Origin of the sequence: Streptomyces sp. TRM68416 (genome assembly GCF_014596915.1) — a bacterium.
GTDB lineage: Bacteria > Actinomycetota > Actinomycetes > Streptomycetales > Streptomycetaceae > Streptomyces.
Map to the genome: position 1 here is coordinate 420,580 of NZ_JACVWU010000003.1, position 17,769 is coordinate 438,348.

Below are 17,769 nucleotides of genomic sequence, written 5' to 3' on the forward strand. Positions count from 1 at the left end.
GAGGGTGTGATGGACGAGGACAGCAGGTACGAGGCGGTACGCAGCCGGGACGCCCGTTTCGACGGCGAGTTCTTCTACGCCGTCGAGACGACCGGCATCTACTGCCGCCCCAGCTGCCCGGCGGTCACCCCGAACCGCCGCAACGTGCGCTTCTTCACCACGGCAGCGGCGGCCCAGGGCTCGGGGTTCCGGGCCTGCCGCCGCTGCCGCCCGGACGCCGTTCCCGGCTCCGCCGACTGGAACGCGCGCGCCGACGTCGTAGGACGGGCGATGCGCCTGATCGGAGACGGTGTGGTGGACCGCGAGGGTGTCGCCGGTCTCGCGGCCCGCCTCGGCTACAGCCCCCGGCAGGTCCAGCGGCAGCTCACCGGAGAGCTCGGTGCCGGGCCCGTCGCCCTGGCCCGGGCACAGCGGGCGCACACCGCCCGGACGCTGTTGCAGACCACGGACCTGGCGATCACGGAGATCGCGTTCGCCTCCGGGTTCGCCAGCGTCCGCCAGTTCAACGACACGATCCGGGAGATCTACGCCCGCACGCCCAGCGAGCTCCGGGCATCCGCTCGCTCCGCCCGCCGCGCCGCCACCCCGACGGCCGGGATCCCGCTGCGGCTCGCCCACCGCGGGCCGTACCGGTCCGACGCCGTGTTCGACCTGCTCCAGGCCGAGGCCGTACCGGGCGTGGAGCAGGTCGGCGGGCCCCACGGCCGGCGCGTCTACCGCCGTACCCTGCGCCTGCCGCACGGCACCGGCATCGTCGCGGTCCAGGAACGGACGGGCTCGGTCCGCACGGCCCACGGCACCCACCCGGGCGGCTGGCTCGACGCCCGCCTGCACCTCACCGACCCCCGCGACCTCACCACCGCCGTACAGCGACTGCGCCGGCTGTTCGACCTGGACGCCGACCCCTACGCCGTGGACGAACGGCTCGGCGCCGACCCCCGGCTCGCCCCGCTCGTCGCCGCCCGCCCCGGACTGCGCTCACCGGGCGCCGCCGACCCCGAGGAACTGGCGGTGCGGGCCGTGGTGGGGCGGGCCGAGGCCGGGCGGCTGGTACAGCGGTACGGCAAGACCCTGGACGCCCCCTGCGACGGCCTCACCCACCTCTTCCCCGAACCCGCCGTCCTCGCCGAGGCCGAGCCCGACGGCCCCGCGGGCCCGCTCGCCACCGCCCTCGCCGACGGCGCCGTACGACTGGATCCGGGCGCCGACCGGGACGACGCGCAGGAAGCGCTGCTCGCCCTGCCCGGCCTGGACCCGCGCACGGTCGCCGTCATCCGCACCCGCGCCCTCGGCGACCCGGACGTGGCCCCCGCGGGCGCCGACGTCCCCGACAACTGGCGCCCCTGGCGCTCATACGCCCTGCAACACCTGCGTACAGCAGGAGAGTTGGAGCAGTCCCCGTGACCATGACCATCCGTTACGCGACCGTCGACAGCGCCGTCGGCCCGCTCCTCCTCACCGCCGACCCGGCCACCGGAGCCCTGGCCTCCCTCTCCGTCCCCGGGCAGAAGGGCGGGCGCACCGTCCAGGACGGCTGGCGTCACGATCCGGCGCTGTTCCGGGACGCCGAGGAACAGCTCGCCGCCTACTTCGCGGGCGAGCTGAAGGAGTTCCGGCTGCCGCTGCACACCGAGGGCACCGAGTTCCGCAGAAGGGTCTGGGCCGCCCTGGACACCGTCCCCTACGGGGCCACCACCTCGTACGGGGAGATCGCCGCCCGGATCGGCGCCCCCCGGGCCGCCGTACGGGCCGTCGGCGGCGCGATCGGCGCCAACCCGCTGCTGATCGTCCGCCCCTGCCACCGGGTGATCGGCGCGGACGGCTCCCTCACCGGCTACGCGGGCGGCCTGGAGCGCAAGACAGTGCTCCTCACCCTGGAGGGCGTTCTCTAGCGCGGCAGCCCGACCAGGTTCGCCCGCGGTGCTACGTCCCCCAGATCACCGCACCCAGCCAGGCCCCCGCGATCAGCAGGCAGGTGAACAGCTCCGCCAGCACGCTGGAGCCGCCCGAGCGCATCGCCGTCCGCAGGGCGGCCATGGCTTCGGCGTGGCGGCCCAGGCGCAGGCGTTCCTCCAGGTAGATGCCGCCCATGAAGCCGGGGATCGCGCCGAGCACGGGGATCAGGAAGAAGCCCAGGAGTGCGCCCGACCCGGCATACACGCCCATCCGGCGGGTGGCGCCGCTCTCCCGCAGCCGCCGGGGCGGCAGCGCCCAGCGGACCACCTGGGACAGGAACAGCGCGACGGTCGCCCCGACCAGCACCCACCAGGCCACCGCCTCCGGGTCCTTCAGCGCCCACCACAGGATCGCGGCCCACACCAGCCACGACCCCGGCACACCGGGCACCAGTACCCCGCACAGGCCGAGCAGGATGACCATGCCGACCAGCAGGAGATCCCACGCTCCCATCTGTCCAGGGTGCAGGAGTCCGGTGGGGCGCGCAGGTCAGCGATCCCGGGTCGCGAGCGCGATCGACCCCGCCGACGGCTTTCGCAACCCCGTTCGACCCCTCACTCGATTTTCGGCTTGCCCCGTTTTCACACGGCCCGTGCGGTGGACAATTAGGGGCATGAGCCAGCAGGGGGGAACGCCCACCGGTCACGAGGACGACTGGTGGAGGCAGCTGTACGACGACTCCACGCAGGACACCGGACCCACGGCGGCGCCGGACACACTGGACGACAGGTTCGCCTCCGCGGTGGGCACGGTGAGCGACCGCGCCCCGGAGCGGGAGCCCGTGGTCCCGCCGCCCCGAACGGCCCCGCCGCCGGGCGACGGCCTTCCCGCCGCGCCCGCGGCCGACCCTCCCGCCCGAGCCGCGGGCCACCGCGCCGCCGACGCCGCCGACGCCGCCGAGGTGGCGCCCGCCCCGGTCCCCGTGCCGGGCCGGGCGCCCCACCTCCCGCCCGGCACCGGCCGAGCGGCACCCGCCGTCGACTACGTGGGCTCCGGACCGCCCACCTACGACGCCGAACCCACCGCTCTCCCGCCCGCCGACCCCGACGACCTGGACGACCTCGTCGCGGACACGGTGCTCGACGGGGCCCGCTACGGCGCCTGCACGCTCCGTGCGGTCTCCCTGCGGGGCGACTCCGCCCGCTACCGGGGCGAACCCCGCCGCGACTCCCTCCTCACCGCCCGCTTCGGCACCGGCGAGAACGCCCTGCTGCTCGTCGCGATGGCGACCGGCGCCCGCGCCACCCCCGGCGCCCACCGCGCCGCCGCCGAGGCCTGCCACTGGATCGGCAGGGCGGTCGGCCGCAGCCACGCCCGCCTCGCCGCGGACATCCGCGCCGCCCGCCGCGGCGACCTCAAGTCGGGCCTGCACCGCCTCACCGACCGCAGCCTGGGCAAACTCCGCGCCAGCGCCGCCGAACAGGGCGTCGAACCGGAGGAGTACGCGGCCACCCTGCGCTGCCTCCTGCTTCCCGCCGACCCCGACTGCCGTACCCGCGTCTTCTTCGGCGTCGGCGCCGGCGGACTGTTCCGGCTGCGCGACGGCGAGTGGCAGGACATCGAACCCCGCGTCGCCGACGTCGTCGGCGAGGCCGTCATGGGCTTCGGCTCGCTCCCGGCCGAGACCCCCGACGGCGACCGTCTCACCATGGACCTGGGCATCCCCACACCCCCGAGCCCCTACGAACCGGCCCCGCCCCCGGAGCCACCCCGCGAGCCCTTCCGGTTCCGCGCCTCCGTGGCCCGACCGGGTGACACCCTCCTGATGTGCACCGGCGGCCTGGCCGAACCCCTGCGCGGCGAGGCCGAACTGGCCCGGCACCTCATCGGCCGTTGGTCCGGCCCCACCCCGCCGGGCCTGGCCGCGTTCCTCGCCGACGCCCAGGTCCGGGTCAAGGGCTACGCGGACGACCGTACGGCGGCGGCCGTGTGGGAGGCGTAACCGCACGGGCCCGGCCCATCAGGGGGCGTACGGCCCCCACTCGCGGGCGGAGGTGTCGTAGCCGTAGCGGGGCAGGTTCTTGATGGCCGTGGTGCGGAACGGGCGGCCGTTGTCGTCGATGCGGACCGTGCCGGTGCGGCCCTCGGAGGACCAGTCCAGTTCGAGGTACCAGCGGCAGTCGCAGCCCTCGGTGCGGGCGTCGACCAGCAGCACCTCCGGGTCCTCGGCCGACACCCGGTAGGGCAGCCGCATGGCCGGGATCGTCGTGCCCGCGTTGTTGCCGTCGGCCGGGCGGGCGAGGGGCCGGTCGATGTCGAGGTCGACGTCGAAGTAGCGCGGGGTCACCGCGCCTCCGCACCCCTGGTCCATGGCGTAGGCGTTGCCCCCGGCGGGCTCGGAACGGCCGACGACCCGCACCCGCAGAGCCTCCAGGACCACGGCCGTGGACGTGCGTCCCTGCACCGAGATCCGCACCATCGTCTGCCGCCCGTGCACCGCGCCGTGCGCCGCGGCCCAGACACCGGCGTCCTGCGGGACCGGCGGCGGCGCGACCTGGGCCGGCGGCTTGGCGACGACGTAGTCGTGGCCGCAGCCCTGGGACCAGACCTGGGAGTCGGCGGTCCAGGTCAGCGGCGCGCCGGACACCGACCTGCCCTGCGCGGACGGGGCGCCGGTGGTCTTCCCGGCGGAGGGCGGACCCGACGGCTTCGCGCTGCCGCTGCCCTTGGGGGACGGGCCGGTCGATGTGGGCGACGGGGACGCGGACGGGGACGAGGGCGTGGGGTCCTTCGGGGTGCCGGGCGCGGTCGTACGCGGGGTTCCCGCGCCCTCGGTCCGGTCGCCGGGGGAGCCGCCCCGGCCGGTGTCCAGGGCGGAGAGGGTGCCGAGCGTGGCGAGGAGCACCGAAGCCACGGCGAGGGCGACGGTGATGCGTCGGCGGCGGTACCACGGGAGGGTGGCCGGCGGGGTCGGATTCGGTTCTGGTTCCGGTTGCCGCGCCGGTGCGGGAACCGGTGCGGGCTTTGGTTCCGGTGCCGGTTCGGGCTCCGGCGTTGCCTTCGGTTCGGGCTCCGGCTTCGGTTCGGGCTCCGGCTTTGGTTCCGATGCGGGCTTTGGCTCCGGTTCCGGGGTCGTGTCGGCGGTTTCCCCCGGCGGGTCCGCCGGGTCCGCCGTCGTCGCCGTGCGCGGTCGCTGTCGTGCCGCCACCGCCAGCAGCCAGCGGCGGTGGAGTTCCACGCGCTCGTCGGCCGACGCCCCGCACAGGGCGGCGAAGCGCTCCACGGGGGCGAAGTCCTGCGGGACGGCGTCGCCGGCGCAGTAGCGGTGCAACGTGGAGGTGTTCATGCCCAGACGGCGGGCGAGCGAGCCGTAGCTGCGGTCCGTCCGTTCCTTCAACCGCGTGAGCAACTCCGCGAACCGGGCCACGTCCTCGTGTGCCGACACCTTTCCCCCTTGCGCTCCCGACCCGGGACGGCATCCCAGGCACCCCACATACCTGCACGTCAGACGGGCTGGGATGGTTCCACCGCGGCGGAACGCCCGTCCCTTGTTGCGCCCGGGGCCTGTGACCGCTGATGCTCTTGGTGTCGCACCGACGACCGCCGGACCGACCTTCCGGCGGCGCGGTGACGACGACCCACACTCATGCACTCATCCCACGGGGGAACACTCATGCCCAAGCACACCCGAGCCGCCGCGGTCACCGTACTCACCGTCGCAGGCCTCGTCGCCGGTGCGGCCCTCACCGTACCGGCCGGCGCCGCCACCGGAACGGCGAGCGCGCCCCGGTTCCTGTCGGCCTCCCAGCTTCCGCCGCACCCCTCGTCCGCCTGGACCGCCGGCAAGGTCACCGACGGCATCCCGGACGAACTGCGGCTCTGCCTGGACGAGGCGCTGCTCGCCTACGACTCCCGCTACCGCCAGTTCCACACCGAGGTGGACACGAACGCCCGGCAGTTGAACGTCCGGGTCGGCACCGCCGCCAAGGCCAAGGCCCTGGCCACGAGTCTGAACAAGGCGATCCGTACCTGCGCCGACCGCATCGAGCAGGCGGACCCGGACATCAAGGCCACGTACAAGTCCTACGGCACGATCCCGGTCGAGGAGGGCGCCCGCGTCCACGGCCTGCGCACCGACGCCTCGTGGGGCGCCCAGGACGTCCGTCTGCTCTCTGTGGGCCGGGACGGCCGGACCGTCACGGTCGTGGAGTGGGCGCAGATGGGCGACTTCCACGGCGCCCCGGTGGCCGCCTTCAAGAAGACGACGAAGACGGCCGTGAACAAGCTCCACTGACCGTACGACCGCCGCAGGATACGGGGCCGCCCTCGCGCCACGGGGGTCGGGAGGGCGGCCCCGCAGCGCCGGACCCGAAGTCGCCTACGGCCGGATCGGCAGACGTCGGTGGACAATTCGACCCATCCGGTGCGGTCAGACCGCCGCGCGCGGCGGACGAAGTCCGTTGCGGGGCACGGCAATCAGGCCCCGGTGTGCGGATACCGGGTTCGTACCGCGTCCGTCCTCCGCCCACCAGGGGTTTCCGCCCGCCGCATCGGCCGGGCCTCGACCCCACCGGCCCCGGCACCTCCCGTACGGCAGGTGCCGGGCGGTCCCGGGAACCGCTTCCGTTCGACCTCCCCACCCCGTCCCGGCACCGCCCGGGGCGGGGTCCTCGTGTCGGAACTCCTGGTCGTTGACGATTCGACATGACTGGCGCGTGCCCGACGGGGCATGGTTCCCGTGAACGTGTTCGAGCAGGAGGGGAACCGACATCGGCACGCGGGCGGGGGTCATGAAGAGGCAGGCACGAGGAGGCGGTCCCACGGCGATCGGGGCCTTCTCGGTGGAGACGGCGGAGGACAATCCGGCCGGCGTCGCGGAACAGACGCAGGCACACCAGCTCAGGCGCAGACTCGGCAAGGCGGATCTCAGAGCGGTACCGGAGGCCCGCAGAGAGCTGCGTCATCTGCTGCGGCACTGGGGGAGGCCGGGGCGATCGGAGGTTGCGGAACTGCTGACCAGCGAACTCGTCACCAACGCGCTCATCCACACCGATGACGACGCGGTCCTGACCGCCACGGTGGATCCCGGCGCACTCCGGGTGGAGGTACGGGACTTCGTGGCCCCCAGGCCCCGGCTGTGCGCACCGAACGCCGACGACGGTACGCACGGCCGGGGCCTGGTCCTCGTCCAGTCGCTCGCGGACGCGTGGGGGGTACGCCCGCACGCCGTGGGGAAAGCGGTCTGGTTCGAACTCGACGCCGGGCGACTGTGACCCGCTCTGTGACGCGGAGAGGGGGGTACGACGTGGTGTCGTACCCCCCTCTGCGGCGTTCGCCCGAGTGGATCGGCCGTTAGCCGAACTGCTGCTCCAGATCCTTGAGCTTGCGCTCCAAGGAGTCCAGCCGCGGCAGGGCCATGGTGTCGTCCTCCGCGGTGAGGTCGACGGTCACCTGGTCAGAACCTTTGCGTACGGGCTGCAGTGAGGGTCGCGTACGTACGGGCAATTGCTCCGGCGCGGATATGGCAGGCTCCGCGGTGACTCGGTCGGAGCCGCGCTCCACCGCCTGCACCTCCACCTGGCGCCCGCCGCCGCGGCCGACGAAACCGCGGTGGCCGCGGCTGATGGCCTTCAGCTGGGCGCGCTCCACGCGCTGCGCCTCGCGGCGCCTCAGCCGCTGCTCCTCCTTCTTCAGCCGGTCCTCGCGGACCTCCTCGACCGCCTCGTCCAGGCTGCGCACGTTCTCCAGGAGCATCAGGGACCAGGCCTTGTACGTCTCCCGGGGTGCCCGCAGCCAGCGGACGATGCGGATCTGCGGCAGCGGCCTCGGCACCAGGCCCTGCTCGCGCAGGGCGGCCCGGCGGGTCTGCTTCAGCGCCCGGTCGAAGAGCACGGCCGCGGACAGGGACATGCCGGCGAAGAAGTGCGGGGCGCCGTCGTGGCCGATGCCCCTGGGCGCGTGCACCCAGTTGAACCAGGCCGCCGCGAAGGCGAACGTCCACACGAGTATCCGGGAGCCGAGGGCCGCGTCACCGTGGCTCGCCTCGCGCACCGCCAGCACCGAGCAGAACATGGCCGCCCCGTCCAGGCCGAACGGGACCAGGTACTGCCAGCCGTTGGTGAGGCCGAGGTTCTGTTCGCCGAAGCCGACCAGTCCGTGGAAGGACAGTGCCGCGGCCACCGCGGCGCAGCAGAACAGGAGCACATAGGAGACCGTGCCGTATATGGCCTCCTTACGCCTGCGGCGCTCTTCGCTGCGCTCCCAAGAGTCCTCGCCGGTGTCCTTCCCCGAGGAGCGCTTTCCGCGCGCGAGCACCGCCACCGCCGCCAGCGTGCCCAGGAGCAGTACGGCGCCCGGAAGCAGCCAGTTCAGCGATATGTCGGTCAGTCTCATCTGGGGTCCCTTGCATTGGGATAGGGCGTAACGCCCGCCATAGTGGCCCAATCCCAACGGCCCTCAGGGGGTTTCGGGGCAAGAGGCCGCCAAGGAAGTGCAAGGGGATGCCCAGGGCGGCGTTCTGCTCGAACTGCCGCTTGAGGGGCGGGAGTTGAGTTCGAATAAGACTACCCGTACGGGTGGTTCCACGGAAAGTTCCTGCGACGAGTGAGGAAGTTGTGAAACGGCTGTAACCGAGTGGGGGCGGTCTCGGGAGTTGATCTTACGGGACCGGAGCGGGGTGCGCGCGCCGGGGGCGCCCCCGCCGTGCGTCAACTGGCCGCGGCCAGCAGCTTGGTGACGCGGTCCGTGTCGCACGTGCGCGGGCAGGTGGCGCAGGTGTCCTCCGGGCGCAGTGTGTAGAACATGCAGCAGCTCACCCGGTCCCGGGTGGGCAGAGGTTCGCCGTTCGGGCCGGTGAGTACGCGGAAGGCCGCCGAGCCGGCGTACGGCTTGGTCGCGCCCGGCAGCAGCAGCTCCAGCTCGCGCTTCGCGCGCTCCTGTTCGCCGAGGAGGTGGGCGACGTACCAGAGTCCCTCGACGATCTCGTCGGTCGCCATGCCCCACAGGGCGCGGCCGCGGCGGCGCATGCGCGGGCCGAAGGCCGCGAGGACGGGTTCGAGGTGGTCGGCGACCGCGTCGCGCACCTCGGCGCGCAGAGCCTCCTCGTCCGGGACCACGCGGGCGCCGGGGAGGGCCGCTGCCGGGTCGTCCGGGAGGCAGGCGAAGCCGGCGGTCGGGCGGACCGTCATGTGGCCGAGGGCCCGGCCGGGGGCGGTGCGGTCGTACGAGACGTGCGTCACGGGGAGGCGGGGGACGCGGCGGTGCAGGAACCAGGGGACGGTGATCAGCAGGCAGGCGGGCCAGGCGTAGCGGTGCAGGCCGAAGGTGGCCACGACGTCCGGGCGGGCCTGTTGGCCGTAGTCGCGGACGATCTGGGCGTCGTCCCAGGCCAGGAAGGTGTCGAGGGCGGTTGGGTCGTGAGCGAGTGCGGCGGTGGTGATCGAGTCGGGGGAAGGGTCGGCGCTTTCGGTTACTGCGAGTGATGGGAGGACTTCGGTGAGCCGGGTGTACGCGTCCGTTGTGGCGGAGCGGAGTACGGGCATGCGGGGCTCCCGAGGCGGTGGTGTTGGTAGGTAAGGCTTACCTTATCGGAGGGTTGGTGGATTTGAACTGACGGGCTGTGCGCATATGGTGCTTGACGGGTGAGTAACAACCCGTCGTAATGACGCCAAGTACTGATACGTCCGGAGGAGGGGCCCGTGAAGCAGGGCGCGCGAAGCTCCGCCGGTGGGGCGGGGGGGTCTGGGGTTCCTCGGGTTCGGGGGGCCGGTGCGGGCTCGGGTGCGGGGGCTGGTGCGGGCTCCGGTGCGGGTGTGGGTTCGGGTTCGGGTTCGGCGCGGGTGCCTGTTCAGGCTGAGGGGGTGCGGGGGGAGCACACCCACGGTGAGGTGCCTGTTCCTCGTGTTGTCGTGCAGCGGGCCTCCGTGCGGGGGCAGATTCTGGATGCGCTGCGGACCGCTTTGGTCGCGGGTGAGTTGCAGCCCGGTGAGGTGTACTCAGCGCCGGTGCTGGGGGAGCGGTTCGGGGTGTCCGCCACGCCGGTGCGTGAGGCCATGCAGCAGCTTGCGCTTGAGGGTGCCGTGGAAGTGGTGCCCAATCGGGGGTTCCGGGTGGTCGAGCGGGGGGCCCGGGAGCTGGCGGAGCTTGCGGAGGTGCGGGCGTTGATCGAGGTGCCGGTGGTGCTGCGGCTGGCGCGGACGGTGCCGGCGGAGCGGTGGGCGGAGTTGCGGCCGTTGGCGGAGGCCACGGTGCGGGCGGCGTCCGGGGGGTGCCGGGTCACGTATGCCGAGTCGGATCGGGCGTTTCATCGGGCGGTGCTGGGGCTGGCGGGGAACGAGCAGTTGGTGCGGATTGCGGATGATCTTCATCGGCGGTCGCAGTGGCCGTTGGTGGGGGGCTCGGCGGGGGGTCTCGGGCGGGCCGAGTTGATCGCGGATGCCGCGCAACACGGGGCGCTGCTGGATGCGTTGGTCGTGGGGGATCTGGATGTGGTGCGGGTGCTGGTGGGGGAGCACTTCGCGTAGCTGCCTGCGGCGGCCCGTTGCGGTGGGGTGGGGGTGCGCGTAGCGCCTGGTGGTGGGGGGTGAGTCGGGGCCGCGCCGGGGGGTGTCCGTCCTCGGTCGGGCGCTCCGTCTCCCATCACGGCAACGGAGTTCCCGCCCGCCGCTGCGGGCGGACACCCCCCGACACGTCCCCTTCCCGCCGCGGGCGGCCAACTCCGGGAGGGGGTACGCGCGAGGGCTCCCTCCCTGGCGCGTTCCCTTTCCGGGTGGGGTGGTTGTGGGTGGGCTTCTCCCCTGGTGCGTTCCCTTTCCGGGTGGGTGGTTGCGGGTGGGGTTCTTCCGCGGCGCGTTCTCCGTCTGTTGGGGGTGGTTGTGGGGCGTGGGGTGGGTGACTTTGTGAAATCGGGTGCGTAGGTGGTTTTTGGGGGCGCGGGGAACTGCGCGACCAGCCCCCGCCGGGCCGCAGATTCCGGACCGCCCTGTCGGGGGCTGGGGCCGTGTTACGCCGTTGCCGCGTCCGGAGGAGACAGTTGGCGGGACAGCCAGGTCGGTACTCCGCCCAGGAGGCGGAAGAGGCGGCGGGCTTCGTCGCGTAGGCGGGTGGCTTCTGGTTCGGTTTCTGTTTCCGCGAGGGACGCGAGGGCGGGGGCCGTGCCGACCAGGTAGCCCAACTCTTCCCGGATGCGCAGGGATTCGGCGAAGCCGTGCCGGGCCTCCGTCAACTCGCCTTCGCGCAGGGCGAGTCCGGCGAGGTGGCGCCAGGTGAAGGAGAGGAGGAGGGGGTCGGGGTGGGCCGTCGCCCCCGCGTGTGCGCGGCGGTACGCGGCACGCGCCGCCTGGGGGGAGCGGGTGAGGTTCTCCGCCAGCAGGCCCCGGCGGTAGTCGAGCAGGGCCCTTCCCGGCGCCCCCGGAGGGATCAGCGCGGCCGCCCGGCCCAGCGCCGCCCGTGCCTCGTCCGCCCGGTCCCGGACCGTGTGGAGCGTGGACGCGTAGGCAAGTTGCCCTCGTTCACAAGCGGCCGCGCCCCGCTCCTCGTCGGTGTGCGCCTGCGCCTCCGCGGTGCGCAGGGCGTCCTCGGCCTCTTCCCAGCCTTGCTCGGTGTACAGGCACCGTTCGACCAGCAGCGAGGCCCGTTGCAGCGAGGTCGCCGGGGTGTCGGGGCGGAGCAGGGCTGCCGCGTCGGCCCAGCATGCGCGTGAGCGCAGCCGCCACACCGCGGTCTGGAGTGGATCGTCACCGGCGGTCGTTCCGTTACCAGACATGGCGGTATGCGCCACTTGCCCTCCCCGAGCACGCCTTTGAGCTATGAGTGGTGGCCGCATTCCAGCATCTGTGGGCGGTCATGGCCAAGGGGGTGGGTGAAGGAATTCACAAAGTCGTGGGAACGCGTGCCCCCTTGACGGTCAGCTCATGCGCAGCGCCAGGAAGAAATCGAGCTTGTCCTCCAGGCGGGACAGGTCCCGGCTCGTCAACTGCTCGATACGGCCCACCCGGTAGCGCAGTGTGTTGACGTGCAGGTGGAGGCGGGTCGCGCAGCGGGTCCAGGAGCCGTCGCAGTCCAGGAACGCTTCGAGGGTGGGAATGAGTTCGGCGCGGTGGCGGCGGTCGTAGTCGCGCAGGGGGTCCAGCAGGCGGGCCGTGAAGGCCCGGCGGACGTCGTCGGGCACGAAGGGGAGCAGCAGGACGTGGGAGGCCAGTTCCTGGTGGCCCGCCGCGCAGACCCGGCCGGGGCGGGCCGCCGCCACTCTGCGGGCGTGCCGCGCTTCCTCCAGGGCGCCGCGCAGGCCCTCCGCGGAGTGGACCGACGCGCTGACGCCCAGGGTCACCCGGCCGTCGTCGTCCAGACCGGCCGACAGGGGGTCCCGGACCGACTCCAGGAGGGCGTCGGCGAGGACGCCCTCCTCCGAGCCGTCGTGCTCGGCCGATACGGCGGGGAGCGGGACGAGGGCGATCGCCTCGTCGCCGGTGTGGGCCACCGCGATGCGGTCGGAGGGCTCGGGGCCGGTGGTGAGGGGGTCCACGAGGATCTCCTCCAGGAGCGACTGGGCCACCGGGCCGCCCTCGATCTCGCCGCCCGCCCACTCGACCCGGGCCACCACGACCTGCCAGTGCGGGGCCGCGCCCAGACCAGGCAGGAGGACGGGGGCGGCCACGCGCAGACGGGCCGCGATCTCGGCGGGGGCCGCGCCCGTCTGGACCAGCTCCAGGACCTCCTGGGCCAGGCGGCGGCGGACCGTGCGGGCCGCGTCCCGGCGGTCGCGTTCCACCGAGATCAGCTGGGTGACGCCCTGGAGCAGGTCCAGCCGCTCCTCGGGCCAGTCCCCGGCGTCCGCCTCGACGGCCAGCAGCCAGTCCGACAGCACCGTCTCGCGCACGTCGCGGGCGGCCTGCGGGGAGCGGCCGTTGCTGCTGATCGGGAAGAGCGAGTAGGTCGTCGGGCCGAGAGTGACCCGGTGCGGGCCCCTGCGGCCGGTGCGGGCGGCCCCCAGGTGCTCGGCCGCCAGCTTGGCGCAGGTGTCGGCGGGGAGGGCGGGGGGCGCCGCCTTCGAGCCCGCGATCAGGCGTCCGGTGGGGGACAGGACCCAGGCGCGCAGGTCCAGGTCCGAGCCCAGCAGGTCGAGTACGACGTCCGGGCCGCCGCCCGCGGGGCCCGAGGTCATCATGCGGCGGTGGCGGTCCACCACGGCCGCCAGGTCGCCGGCCCGTTCGCCCGAGACCTGCCGTACGACGTGTTCGGTGATCGTCGCGAAGGCCACGGACTCGTGGACCGCGAACAGGGGGAGCCGGTGCTGGGCGCAGGCCAGCACCAGGTCCTCGGGGACGTCTCCCAGCTCGGCCTCGCCGGCCGCGAGCCCGGCCACCCCGGCCTGGGCCAGGATCCGTACGAACGGCTCGGAGTCCGCGGCGTCCCGGCGCCAGGCCAGGCCGGTGAGCACCAGCTCGCCCCCCGAGAGGTAGCGGCTCGGGTCCCGCAGGTCCGTGGTCATCACGCCGCGTACGGTGCGGTCCAGCTCGTCCTCGCCGCCGAGCAGCTTGAGGCCCAGCGCGTCGGTGTCCAGCAGTGCGCGCAGCCGCATTCTCGTCGCCGCCGTTCTTTGTCTCGAAAACTACGATGGATCTGGTGGGTGATGGGCTCTTCGACCCGTTCGGCGGGTCGGCGGGTGCCGTCCGCCGTCCTGTGGCGCACGATTCGGCTGTGTCCCAGGTCACGTGGGGCGTGTCGCACGTTTCCACAGGAAAACGAAGAGGTTTCTGATGACCTCCGTTCATACGAATCTACAAGATGCCCGGCCTGGCCAGCCAACTCCTTCATGGTTTCCGTGACTGACCCACGCGCGGCACGGCGCTGTGTACTGACCTCACTCCGCGTTAACAGCACATGAACGAGCCGGGCCCGCCGCACACGGATTGGCTCAATCTGTACGACCCACGAGACGAAGAAGAGAGCCGGTCATGGACTTCCTTCGCCCCGCCAGCTGGGAGGAGGCGCTCGCCGCGAAGGCAGCGCACCCCACCGCTGTGCCGATTGCGGGTGGCACCGACGTGATGGTCGAGATCAACTTCGACCACCGCCGGCCCGAGTACCTCCTCGACCTGAACCGCGTCGGAGACCTCTACGAGTGGGAGGTCGGCGAGGACTCCGTGCGGCTCGGGGCCTCCGTGCCCTACACGAAGATCATGGAGAACCTGCGCGGCGAGCTGCCGGGCCTGGCCCTCGCCTCGCACACGGTCGCCTCCCCGCAGATCCGCAACCGCGGCGGCGTCGGCGGCAACCTCGGCACCGCCTCCCCGGCCGGCGACGCCCACCCCGCCCTGCTGGCGGCCGGCGCCGAGGTCGAGGTGGAGTCGGTGCGCGGGTCGCGCCGCATCCCCATCGACGCGTTCTACACCGGCGTGAAGCGCAACGCGCTGGCCGCCGACGAGCTGATCCGCGCGGTGCACATCAAGAAGGCCGACGGGCCCCAGCAGTACTCCAAGGTGGGGACCAGGAACGCCATGGTCATCGCCGTGTGCGCGTTCGGGCTCGCCCTGCATCCCGAGACGCGGACCGTGCGTACGGGGATCGGGTCCGCGGCGCCTACCCCGGTGCGCGCCAAGGCCGCCGAGGAGTTCCTGAACGCGGCCCTGGAAGAGGGCGGCTTCTGGGACAACGGAAAGATCATCACCCCGTCGGTCGCCAAGCAGTTCGCCGAGCTGTGCTCCGGCGCCTGCAACCCGATCGACGACGTCCGGGGCACCGCGAGCTACCGCCGGCACGCGGTCGGCGTCATGGCCCGCCGGACGCTGACCTGGGCCTGGGAGTCGTACCGCGGCACCGCCGCCCGCACGGAGGGAGTCGCGTAATGCGCGTCAATTTCACGGTCAACGGACGTCCGCAGGAGGCCGACGACGTGTGGGAGGGCGAGTCCCTGCTGTACGTGCTGCGCGAGCGGCTCGGTCTGCCCGGTTCCAAGAACGCCTGCGAGCAGGGCGAGTGCGGGTCCTGCACGGTCCGCCTCGACGGGGTGCCGGTGTGTTCGTGTCTCGTCGCCGCGGGGCAGGTCGAGGGGCGCGAGGTGGTGACCGTCGAGGGGCTCGCCGACTTCGCCAAGCAGCGTGCCGAGCAGGGTGGTTGCGCTTCGGGCGCCTGCGGTACGTCCCTTCAGGAGGCGCAGGACTGGTCCGCCAAGGGGCAGGACTCGCAGACCGGTGAGGGCGCCGAACTCTCGCCGATCCAGCAGGCGTTCATCGACGCCGGCGCCGTCCAGTGCGGCTTCTGCACGCCGGGTCTGCTCGTTGCCGCCGACGAGATGCTGGAGCGCAACCCGAACCCGACCGACGCGGACATCCGCGAGGCCCTCTCGGGCAACCTGTGCCGGTGCACCGGCTACGAGAAGATCATGGACGCGGTCCGCCTCGCGGCCGCCCGGCAGGGAGAGGCGGTCTGAGCACCATGCCCACCAACGGCGCTCCCAGCAAGATCACCCAGGGGTCCCGGACCAAGGGCGGGATCGGTGAGTCCACCCTCCGCCCGGACGGCACGCTCAAGGTCACCGGCGAGTTCGCCTACTCGTCCGACATGTGGCACGAGGACATGCTCTGGGGGCAGATCCTCCGGTCGACCGTCGCGCACGCCGAGATCGTGTCCATCGACACGAGCGAGGCGCTGGCCATGGCGGGTGTCTACGCCGTGATGACCTACGACGACCTGCCGACCGACGTGAAGAACTACGGTCTGGAGATCCAGGACACCCCGGTCCTCGCCCACGGCAAGGTACGCCACCACGGCGAGCCGGTCGCGATCGTCGCCGCCGACCACCCGGAGACCGCGCGCCGCGCGGCCGCCAAGATCAAGGTCGAGTACCGCGAACTGCCCGTCATCACCGACGAGGCCTCCGCGACCGCGCCGGACGCGATCCTCATCCACGAGAACCGCGACGACCACCACATCGGCCACGTCCCGCACCCGAACATCGTGCACCGCCAGCCGATCGTCCGCGGCAACGTCGAAGAGGCCGCCAAGCGCGCCGACTTCGTCGTCAAGGGCGAGTACACCTTCGGCATGCAGGACCAGGCCTTCCTCGGCCCCGAGTCGGGTCTCGCGGTGCCGGACGAGGACGGCGGCGTCCACCTCTACATCGCCACCCAGTGGCTGCACAGCGACCTCAAGCAGATCGCCCCCGTCCTCGGTCTGCCCGAGAGCAAGGTCCGCATGACGCTGGCCGGCGTCGGCGGTGCCTTCGGCGGCCGCGAGGACCTCTCGATGCAGATCCACGCCTGCCTGCTGGCGCTGCGCACCGGCAAGCCGGTCAAGATCGTCTACAACCGCTTCGAGTCCTTCTTCGGGCACGTCCACCGCCACCCGGCCAAGCTCTTCTACGAGCACGGCGCCACCAAGGACGGCAAGCTCACGCACATGAAGTGCCGGATCGTCCTGGACGGCGGCGCGTACGCGTCGGCCTCCCCGGCGGTGGTCGGCAACGCCTCCTCGCTGAGCGTCGGTCCGTACGTCGTGGACGACGTCGACATTGAGGCCGTCGCCCTCTACACCAACAACCCGCCCTGCGGCGCCATGCGCGGCTTCGGCGCGGTGCAGGCGTGCTTCGCCTACGAGGCGCAGATGGACAAGCTGGCCGACGCGGTGGGCATGGACCGGGTGGAGTTCCGGCAGCTCAACGCCATGGAGCAGGGCACGATCATGCCGACCGGGCAGCCGGTCGACTCCCCGGCCCCGGTCGCCGAACTCCTGCGCCGCGTCAAGGCGATGCCGATGCCGCCGGAGCGCCAGTGGGAGTCCAGCGAGGGCGCCGACGTACGGCAGCTGCCCGGCGGCCTGTCCAACACCACGCACGGTGAAGGCGTCGTACGCGGTGTCGGCTACGCGGTCGGCATCAAGAACGTCGGCTTCTCCGAGGGCTTCGACGACTACTCCACCGCCAAGGTGCGCATGGAGGTCATCGCCGGCGAGCCCGTCGCCACCGTGCACACCGCCATGGCGGAGGTCGGCCAGGGCGGCGTCACCGTCCACGCGCAGATCGCCCGCACCGAGCTGGGCGTCGCGCAGGTGACCATCCATCCGGCCGACACCCAGGTGGGCAGCGCCGGTTCGACGTCAGCCTCACGCCAGACGTACGTCACCGGCGGCGCCGTGAAGAACGCCTGCGAGCTGGTGCGCGAGAAGGTGCTGGAGATCGGGCGCCGCAAGTTCGGCTCCTACCACCCGGCCTGGGCGACGGCGGAACTGCTCCTGGAGGGCGGCAAGGTCGTCACCGACGGCGGCGAGGTCCTCGCCGACCTCACCGACGTCCTGGAGGACGAGAGCGTCGAGGTCGAGGAGGAGTGGCGGCACCGGCCGACCGAGGCCTTCGACCTGCGCACCGGCCAGGGCAACGGCCACGTCCAGTACTCCTTCGCCGCGCACCGCGCCGTCGTCGAGGTCGACACCGAACTCGGCCTGGTGAAGGTCATCGAGCTGGCCTGCGCCCAGGACGTCGGCAAGGCGCTCAACCCGCTGTCCGTCCTCGGCCAGATCCAGGGCGGCACCCTCCAGGGCATGGGCATCGCGGTGATGGAGGAGATCGTCGTCGATCCCAAGACCGCGAAGGTCAGGAACCCGTCCTTCACGGACTACCTGCTCCCGACCATCCTCGACACGCCGATCATCCCCGTCGACGTGCTCGAACTCGCCGACGAGCACGCCCCGTACGGGCTGCGCGGCATCGGTGAGGCCCCGACCCTGTCGTCGACCCCGGCCGTCCTCGCGGCGATCCGGAACGCGACCGGTCTGGAGCTCAACCGCACGCCGGTCCGGCCGGAACACCTCACCGGAACGTAACCCTCCGGGGATCGAACCGGTGTGCTTCCTGGGGGGACTCCCGTCCCCCCAGGCCCC

At 72.7% G+C, this 17,769-nt stretch carries 15 protein-coding genes; 9 read left to right on the plus strand and 6 right to left on the minus strand.

What is annotated here, in order from left to right:
* Positions 1 to 9 precede the first annotated feature (9 nt).
* Entirely contained in the window at positions 10 to 1,404 is a 1,395-nt protein-coding gene (locus tag ICC28_RS07275) for a bifunctional transcriptional activator/DNA repair enzyme AdaA (RefSeq protein WP_223188523.1), read from the plus strand.
* 2 nt (positions 1,405 to 1,406) lie between these two features.
* Positions 1,407 to 1,892, plus strand: a complete 486-nt coding sequence (locus ICC28_RS07280; protein WP_188287647.1) for a methylated-DNA--[protein]-cysteine S-methyltransferase — start codon at positions 1,407 to 1,409, stop codon at positions 1,890 to 1,892.
* 31 nt (positions 1,893 to 1,923) lie between these two features.
* On the opposite strand, the gene ICC28_RS07285 is transcribed toward ICC28_RS07280, so the two are convergent.
* On the minus strand, positions 1,924 to 2,409 hold the full coding sequence (locus ICC28_RS07285; protein ID WP_188287589.1) for a DUF456 domain-containing protein: 486 nt from the start codon (positions 2,407 to 2,409) through the stop codon (positions 1,924 to 1,926).
* 160 nt (positions 2,410 to 2,569) lie between these two features.
* On the opposite strand from ICC28_RS07285, the gene ICC28_RS07290 reads away from it, so the two are divergent.
* Entirely contained in the window at positions 2,570 to 3,898 is a 1,329-nt protein-coding gene (locus ICC28_RS07290; protein WP_188287590.1) for a protein phosphatase 2C domain-containing protein, read from the plus strand.
* A gap of 18 nt (positions 3,899 to 3,916) precedes the next feature.
* On the opposite strand, the gene ICC28_RS07295 is transcribed toward ICC28_RS07290, so the two are convergent.
* Positions 3,917 to 5,341: a helix-turn-helix domain-containing protein gene (locus ICC28_RS07295; RefSeq protein ID WP_188287591.1), complete on the minus strand. Its 1,425-nt coding sequence runs from the start codon at positions 5,339 to 5,341 to the stop codon at positions 3,917 to 3,919.
* Between the two features lie 228 nt (positions 5,342 to 5,569).
* Here ICC28_RS07295 and ICC28_RS07300 point away from each other — a divergent pair, with 228 nt between their 5' ends.
* Together ICC28_RS07300 and ICC28_RS07305 are read left to right on the plus strand one after the other, a co-directional pair.
* On the plus strand, positions 5,570 to 6,190 hold the full coding sequence (locus ICC28_RS07300; protein WP_188287592.1) for a hypothetical protein: 621 nt from the start codon (positions 5,570 to 5,572) through the stop codon (positions 6,188 to 6,190).
* Positions 6,191 to 6,686: 496 nt separating this feature from the next.
* On the plus strand, positions 6,687 to 7,169 hold the full coding sequence (locus ICC28_RS07305; protein ID WP_188287593.1) for an ATP-binding protein: 483 nt from the start codon (positions 6,687 to 6,689) through the stop codon (positions 7,167 to 7,169).
* Between the two features lie 79 nt (positions 7,170 to 7,248).
* Here ICC28_RS07305 and ICC28_RS07310 read toward each other — a convergent pair whose 3' ends face one another.
* On the minus strand, positions 7,249 to 8,289 hold the full coding sequence (locus ICC28_RS07310; RefSeq protein WP_188287594.1) for a DUF2637 domain-containing protein: 1,041 nt from the start codon (positions 8,287 to 8,289) through the stop codon (positions 7,249 to 7,251).
* A gap of 314 nt (positions 8,290 to 8,603) precedes the next feature.
* Positions 8,604 to 9,437, minus strand: coding sequence for a (2Fe-2S)-binding protein (locus ICC28_RS07315; RefSeq protein ID WP_188287595.1), 834 nt, complete (start codon positions 9,435 to 9,437; stop codon positions 8,604 to 8,606).
* Between the two features lie 270 nt (positions 9,438 to 9,707).
* Here ICC28_RS07315 and ICC28_RS07320 point away from each other — a divergent pair, with 270 nt between their 5' ends.
* Positions 9,708 to 10,418, plus strand: a complete 711-nt coding sequence (locus ICC28_RS07320; protein ID WP_282700446.1) for a GntR family transcriptional regulator — start codon at positions 9,708 to 9,710, stop codon at positions 10,416 to 10,418.
* 479 nt (positions 10,419 to 10,897) lie between these two features.
* Here ICC28_RS07320 and ICC28_RS07325 read toward each other — a convergent pair whose 3' ends face one another.
* Positions 10,898 to 11,659, minus strand: a complete 762-nt coding sequence (locus ICC28_RS07325; RefSeq protein ID WP_188287597.1) for a hypothetical protein — start codon at positions 11,657 to 11,659, stop codon at positions 10,898 to 10,900.
* Positions 11,660 to 11,800: 141 nt separating this feature from the next.
* Positions 11,801 to 13,474: a PucR family transcriptional regulator gene (locus ICC28_RS07330; protein WP_188287598.1), complete on the minus strand. Its 1,674-nt coding sequence runs from the start codon at positions 13,472 to 13,474 to the stop codon at positions 11,801 to 11,803.
* Between the two features lie 376 nt (positions 13,475 to 13,850).
* Here ICC28_RS07330 and ICC28_RS07335 point away from each other — a divergent pair, with 376 nt between their 5' ends.
* From ICC28_RS07335 to ICC28_RS07345, 3 genes are read left to right on the plus strand one after another with little or no spacing between them, the layout of a single operon-like run.
* Positions 13,851 to 14,741, plus strand: coding sequence for an FAD binding domain-containing protein (locus ICC28_RS07335; RefSeq protein WP_188287599.1), 891 nt, complete (start codon positions 13,851 to 13,853; stop codon positions 14,739 to 14,741).
* The gene (locus ICC28_RS07340) at positions 14,741 to 15,325 is read left to right on the plus strand and encodes a (2Fe-2S)-binding protein (RefSeq protein WP_188287600.1); all 585 of its coding nucleotides are present in this window, start codon (positions 14,741 to 14,743) and stop codon (positions 15,323 to 15,325) included. The genes ICC28_RS07335 and ICC28_RS07340 overlap by 1 nt, the downstream gene beginning before the upstream one ends.
* Before the next feature lie 5 nt (positions 15,326 to 15,330).
* Positions 15,331 to 17,712, plus strand: a complete 2,382-nt coding sequence (locus ICC28_RS07345) for a xanthine dehydrogenase family protein molybdopterin-binding subunit (protein ID WP_188287601.1) — start codon at positions 15,331 to 15,333, stop codon at positions 17,710 to 17,712.
* Positions 17,713 to 17,769 lie beyond the last annotated feature (57 nt).

Coding starts and splice junctions, on each gene's coding strand:
- ICC28_RS07335 (WP_188287599.1), top strand. CDS start 13,851: ATGGACTTCCTTCGCCCCGCCAGCTGGGAGGAGGCGCTCGCCGCGAAG.
- ICC28_RS07275 (WP_223188523.1), top strand. CDS start 10: ATGGACGAGGACAGCAGGTACGAGGCGGTACGCAGCCGGGACGCCCGT.
- ICC28_RS07290 (WP_188287590.1), top strand. CDS start 2,570: ATGAGCCAGCAGGGGGGAACGCCCACCGGTCACGAGGACGACTGGTGG.
- ICC28_RS07310 (WP_188287594.1), bottom strand. CDS start 8,289: ATGAGACTGACCGACATATCGCTGAACTGGCTGCTTCCGGGCGCCGTA.
- ICC28_RS07315 (WP_188287595.1), bottom strand. CDS start 9,437: ATGCCCGTACTCCGCTCCGCCACAACGGACGCGTACACCCGGCTCACC.
- ICC28_RS07325 (WP_188287597.1), bottom strand. CDS start 11,659: ATGTCTGGTAACGGAACGACCGCCGGTGACGATCCACTCCAGACCGCG.
- ICC28_RS07280 (WP_188287647.1), top strand. CDS start 1,407: ATGACCATCCGTTACGCGACCGTCGACAGCGCCGTCGGCCCGCTCCTC.
- ICC28_RS07340 (WP_188287600.1), top strand. CDS start 14,741: ATGCGCGTCAATTTCACGGTCAACGGACGTCCGCAGGAGGCCGACGAC.
- ICC28_RS07300 (WP_188287592.1), top strand. CDS start 5,570: ATGCCCAAGCACACCCGAGCCGCCGCGGTCACCGTACTCACCGTCGCA.
- ICC28_RS07305 (WP_188287593.1), top strand. CDS start 6,687: ATGAAGAGGCAGGCACGAGGAGGCGGTCCCACGGCGATCGGGGCCTTC.
- ICC28_RS07330 (WP_188287598.1), bottom strand. CDS start 13,474: ATGCGGCTGCGCGCACTGCTGGACACCGACGCGCTGGGCCTCAAGCTG.
- ICC28_RS07285 (WP_188287589.1), bottom strand. CDS start 2,409: ATGGGAGCGTGGGATCTCCTGCTGGTCGGCATGGTCATCCTGCTCGGC.
- ICC28_RS07345 (WP_188287601.1), top strand. CDS start 15,331: ATGCCCACCAACGGCGCTCCCAGCAAGATCACCCAGGGGTCCCGGACC.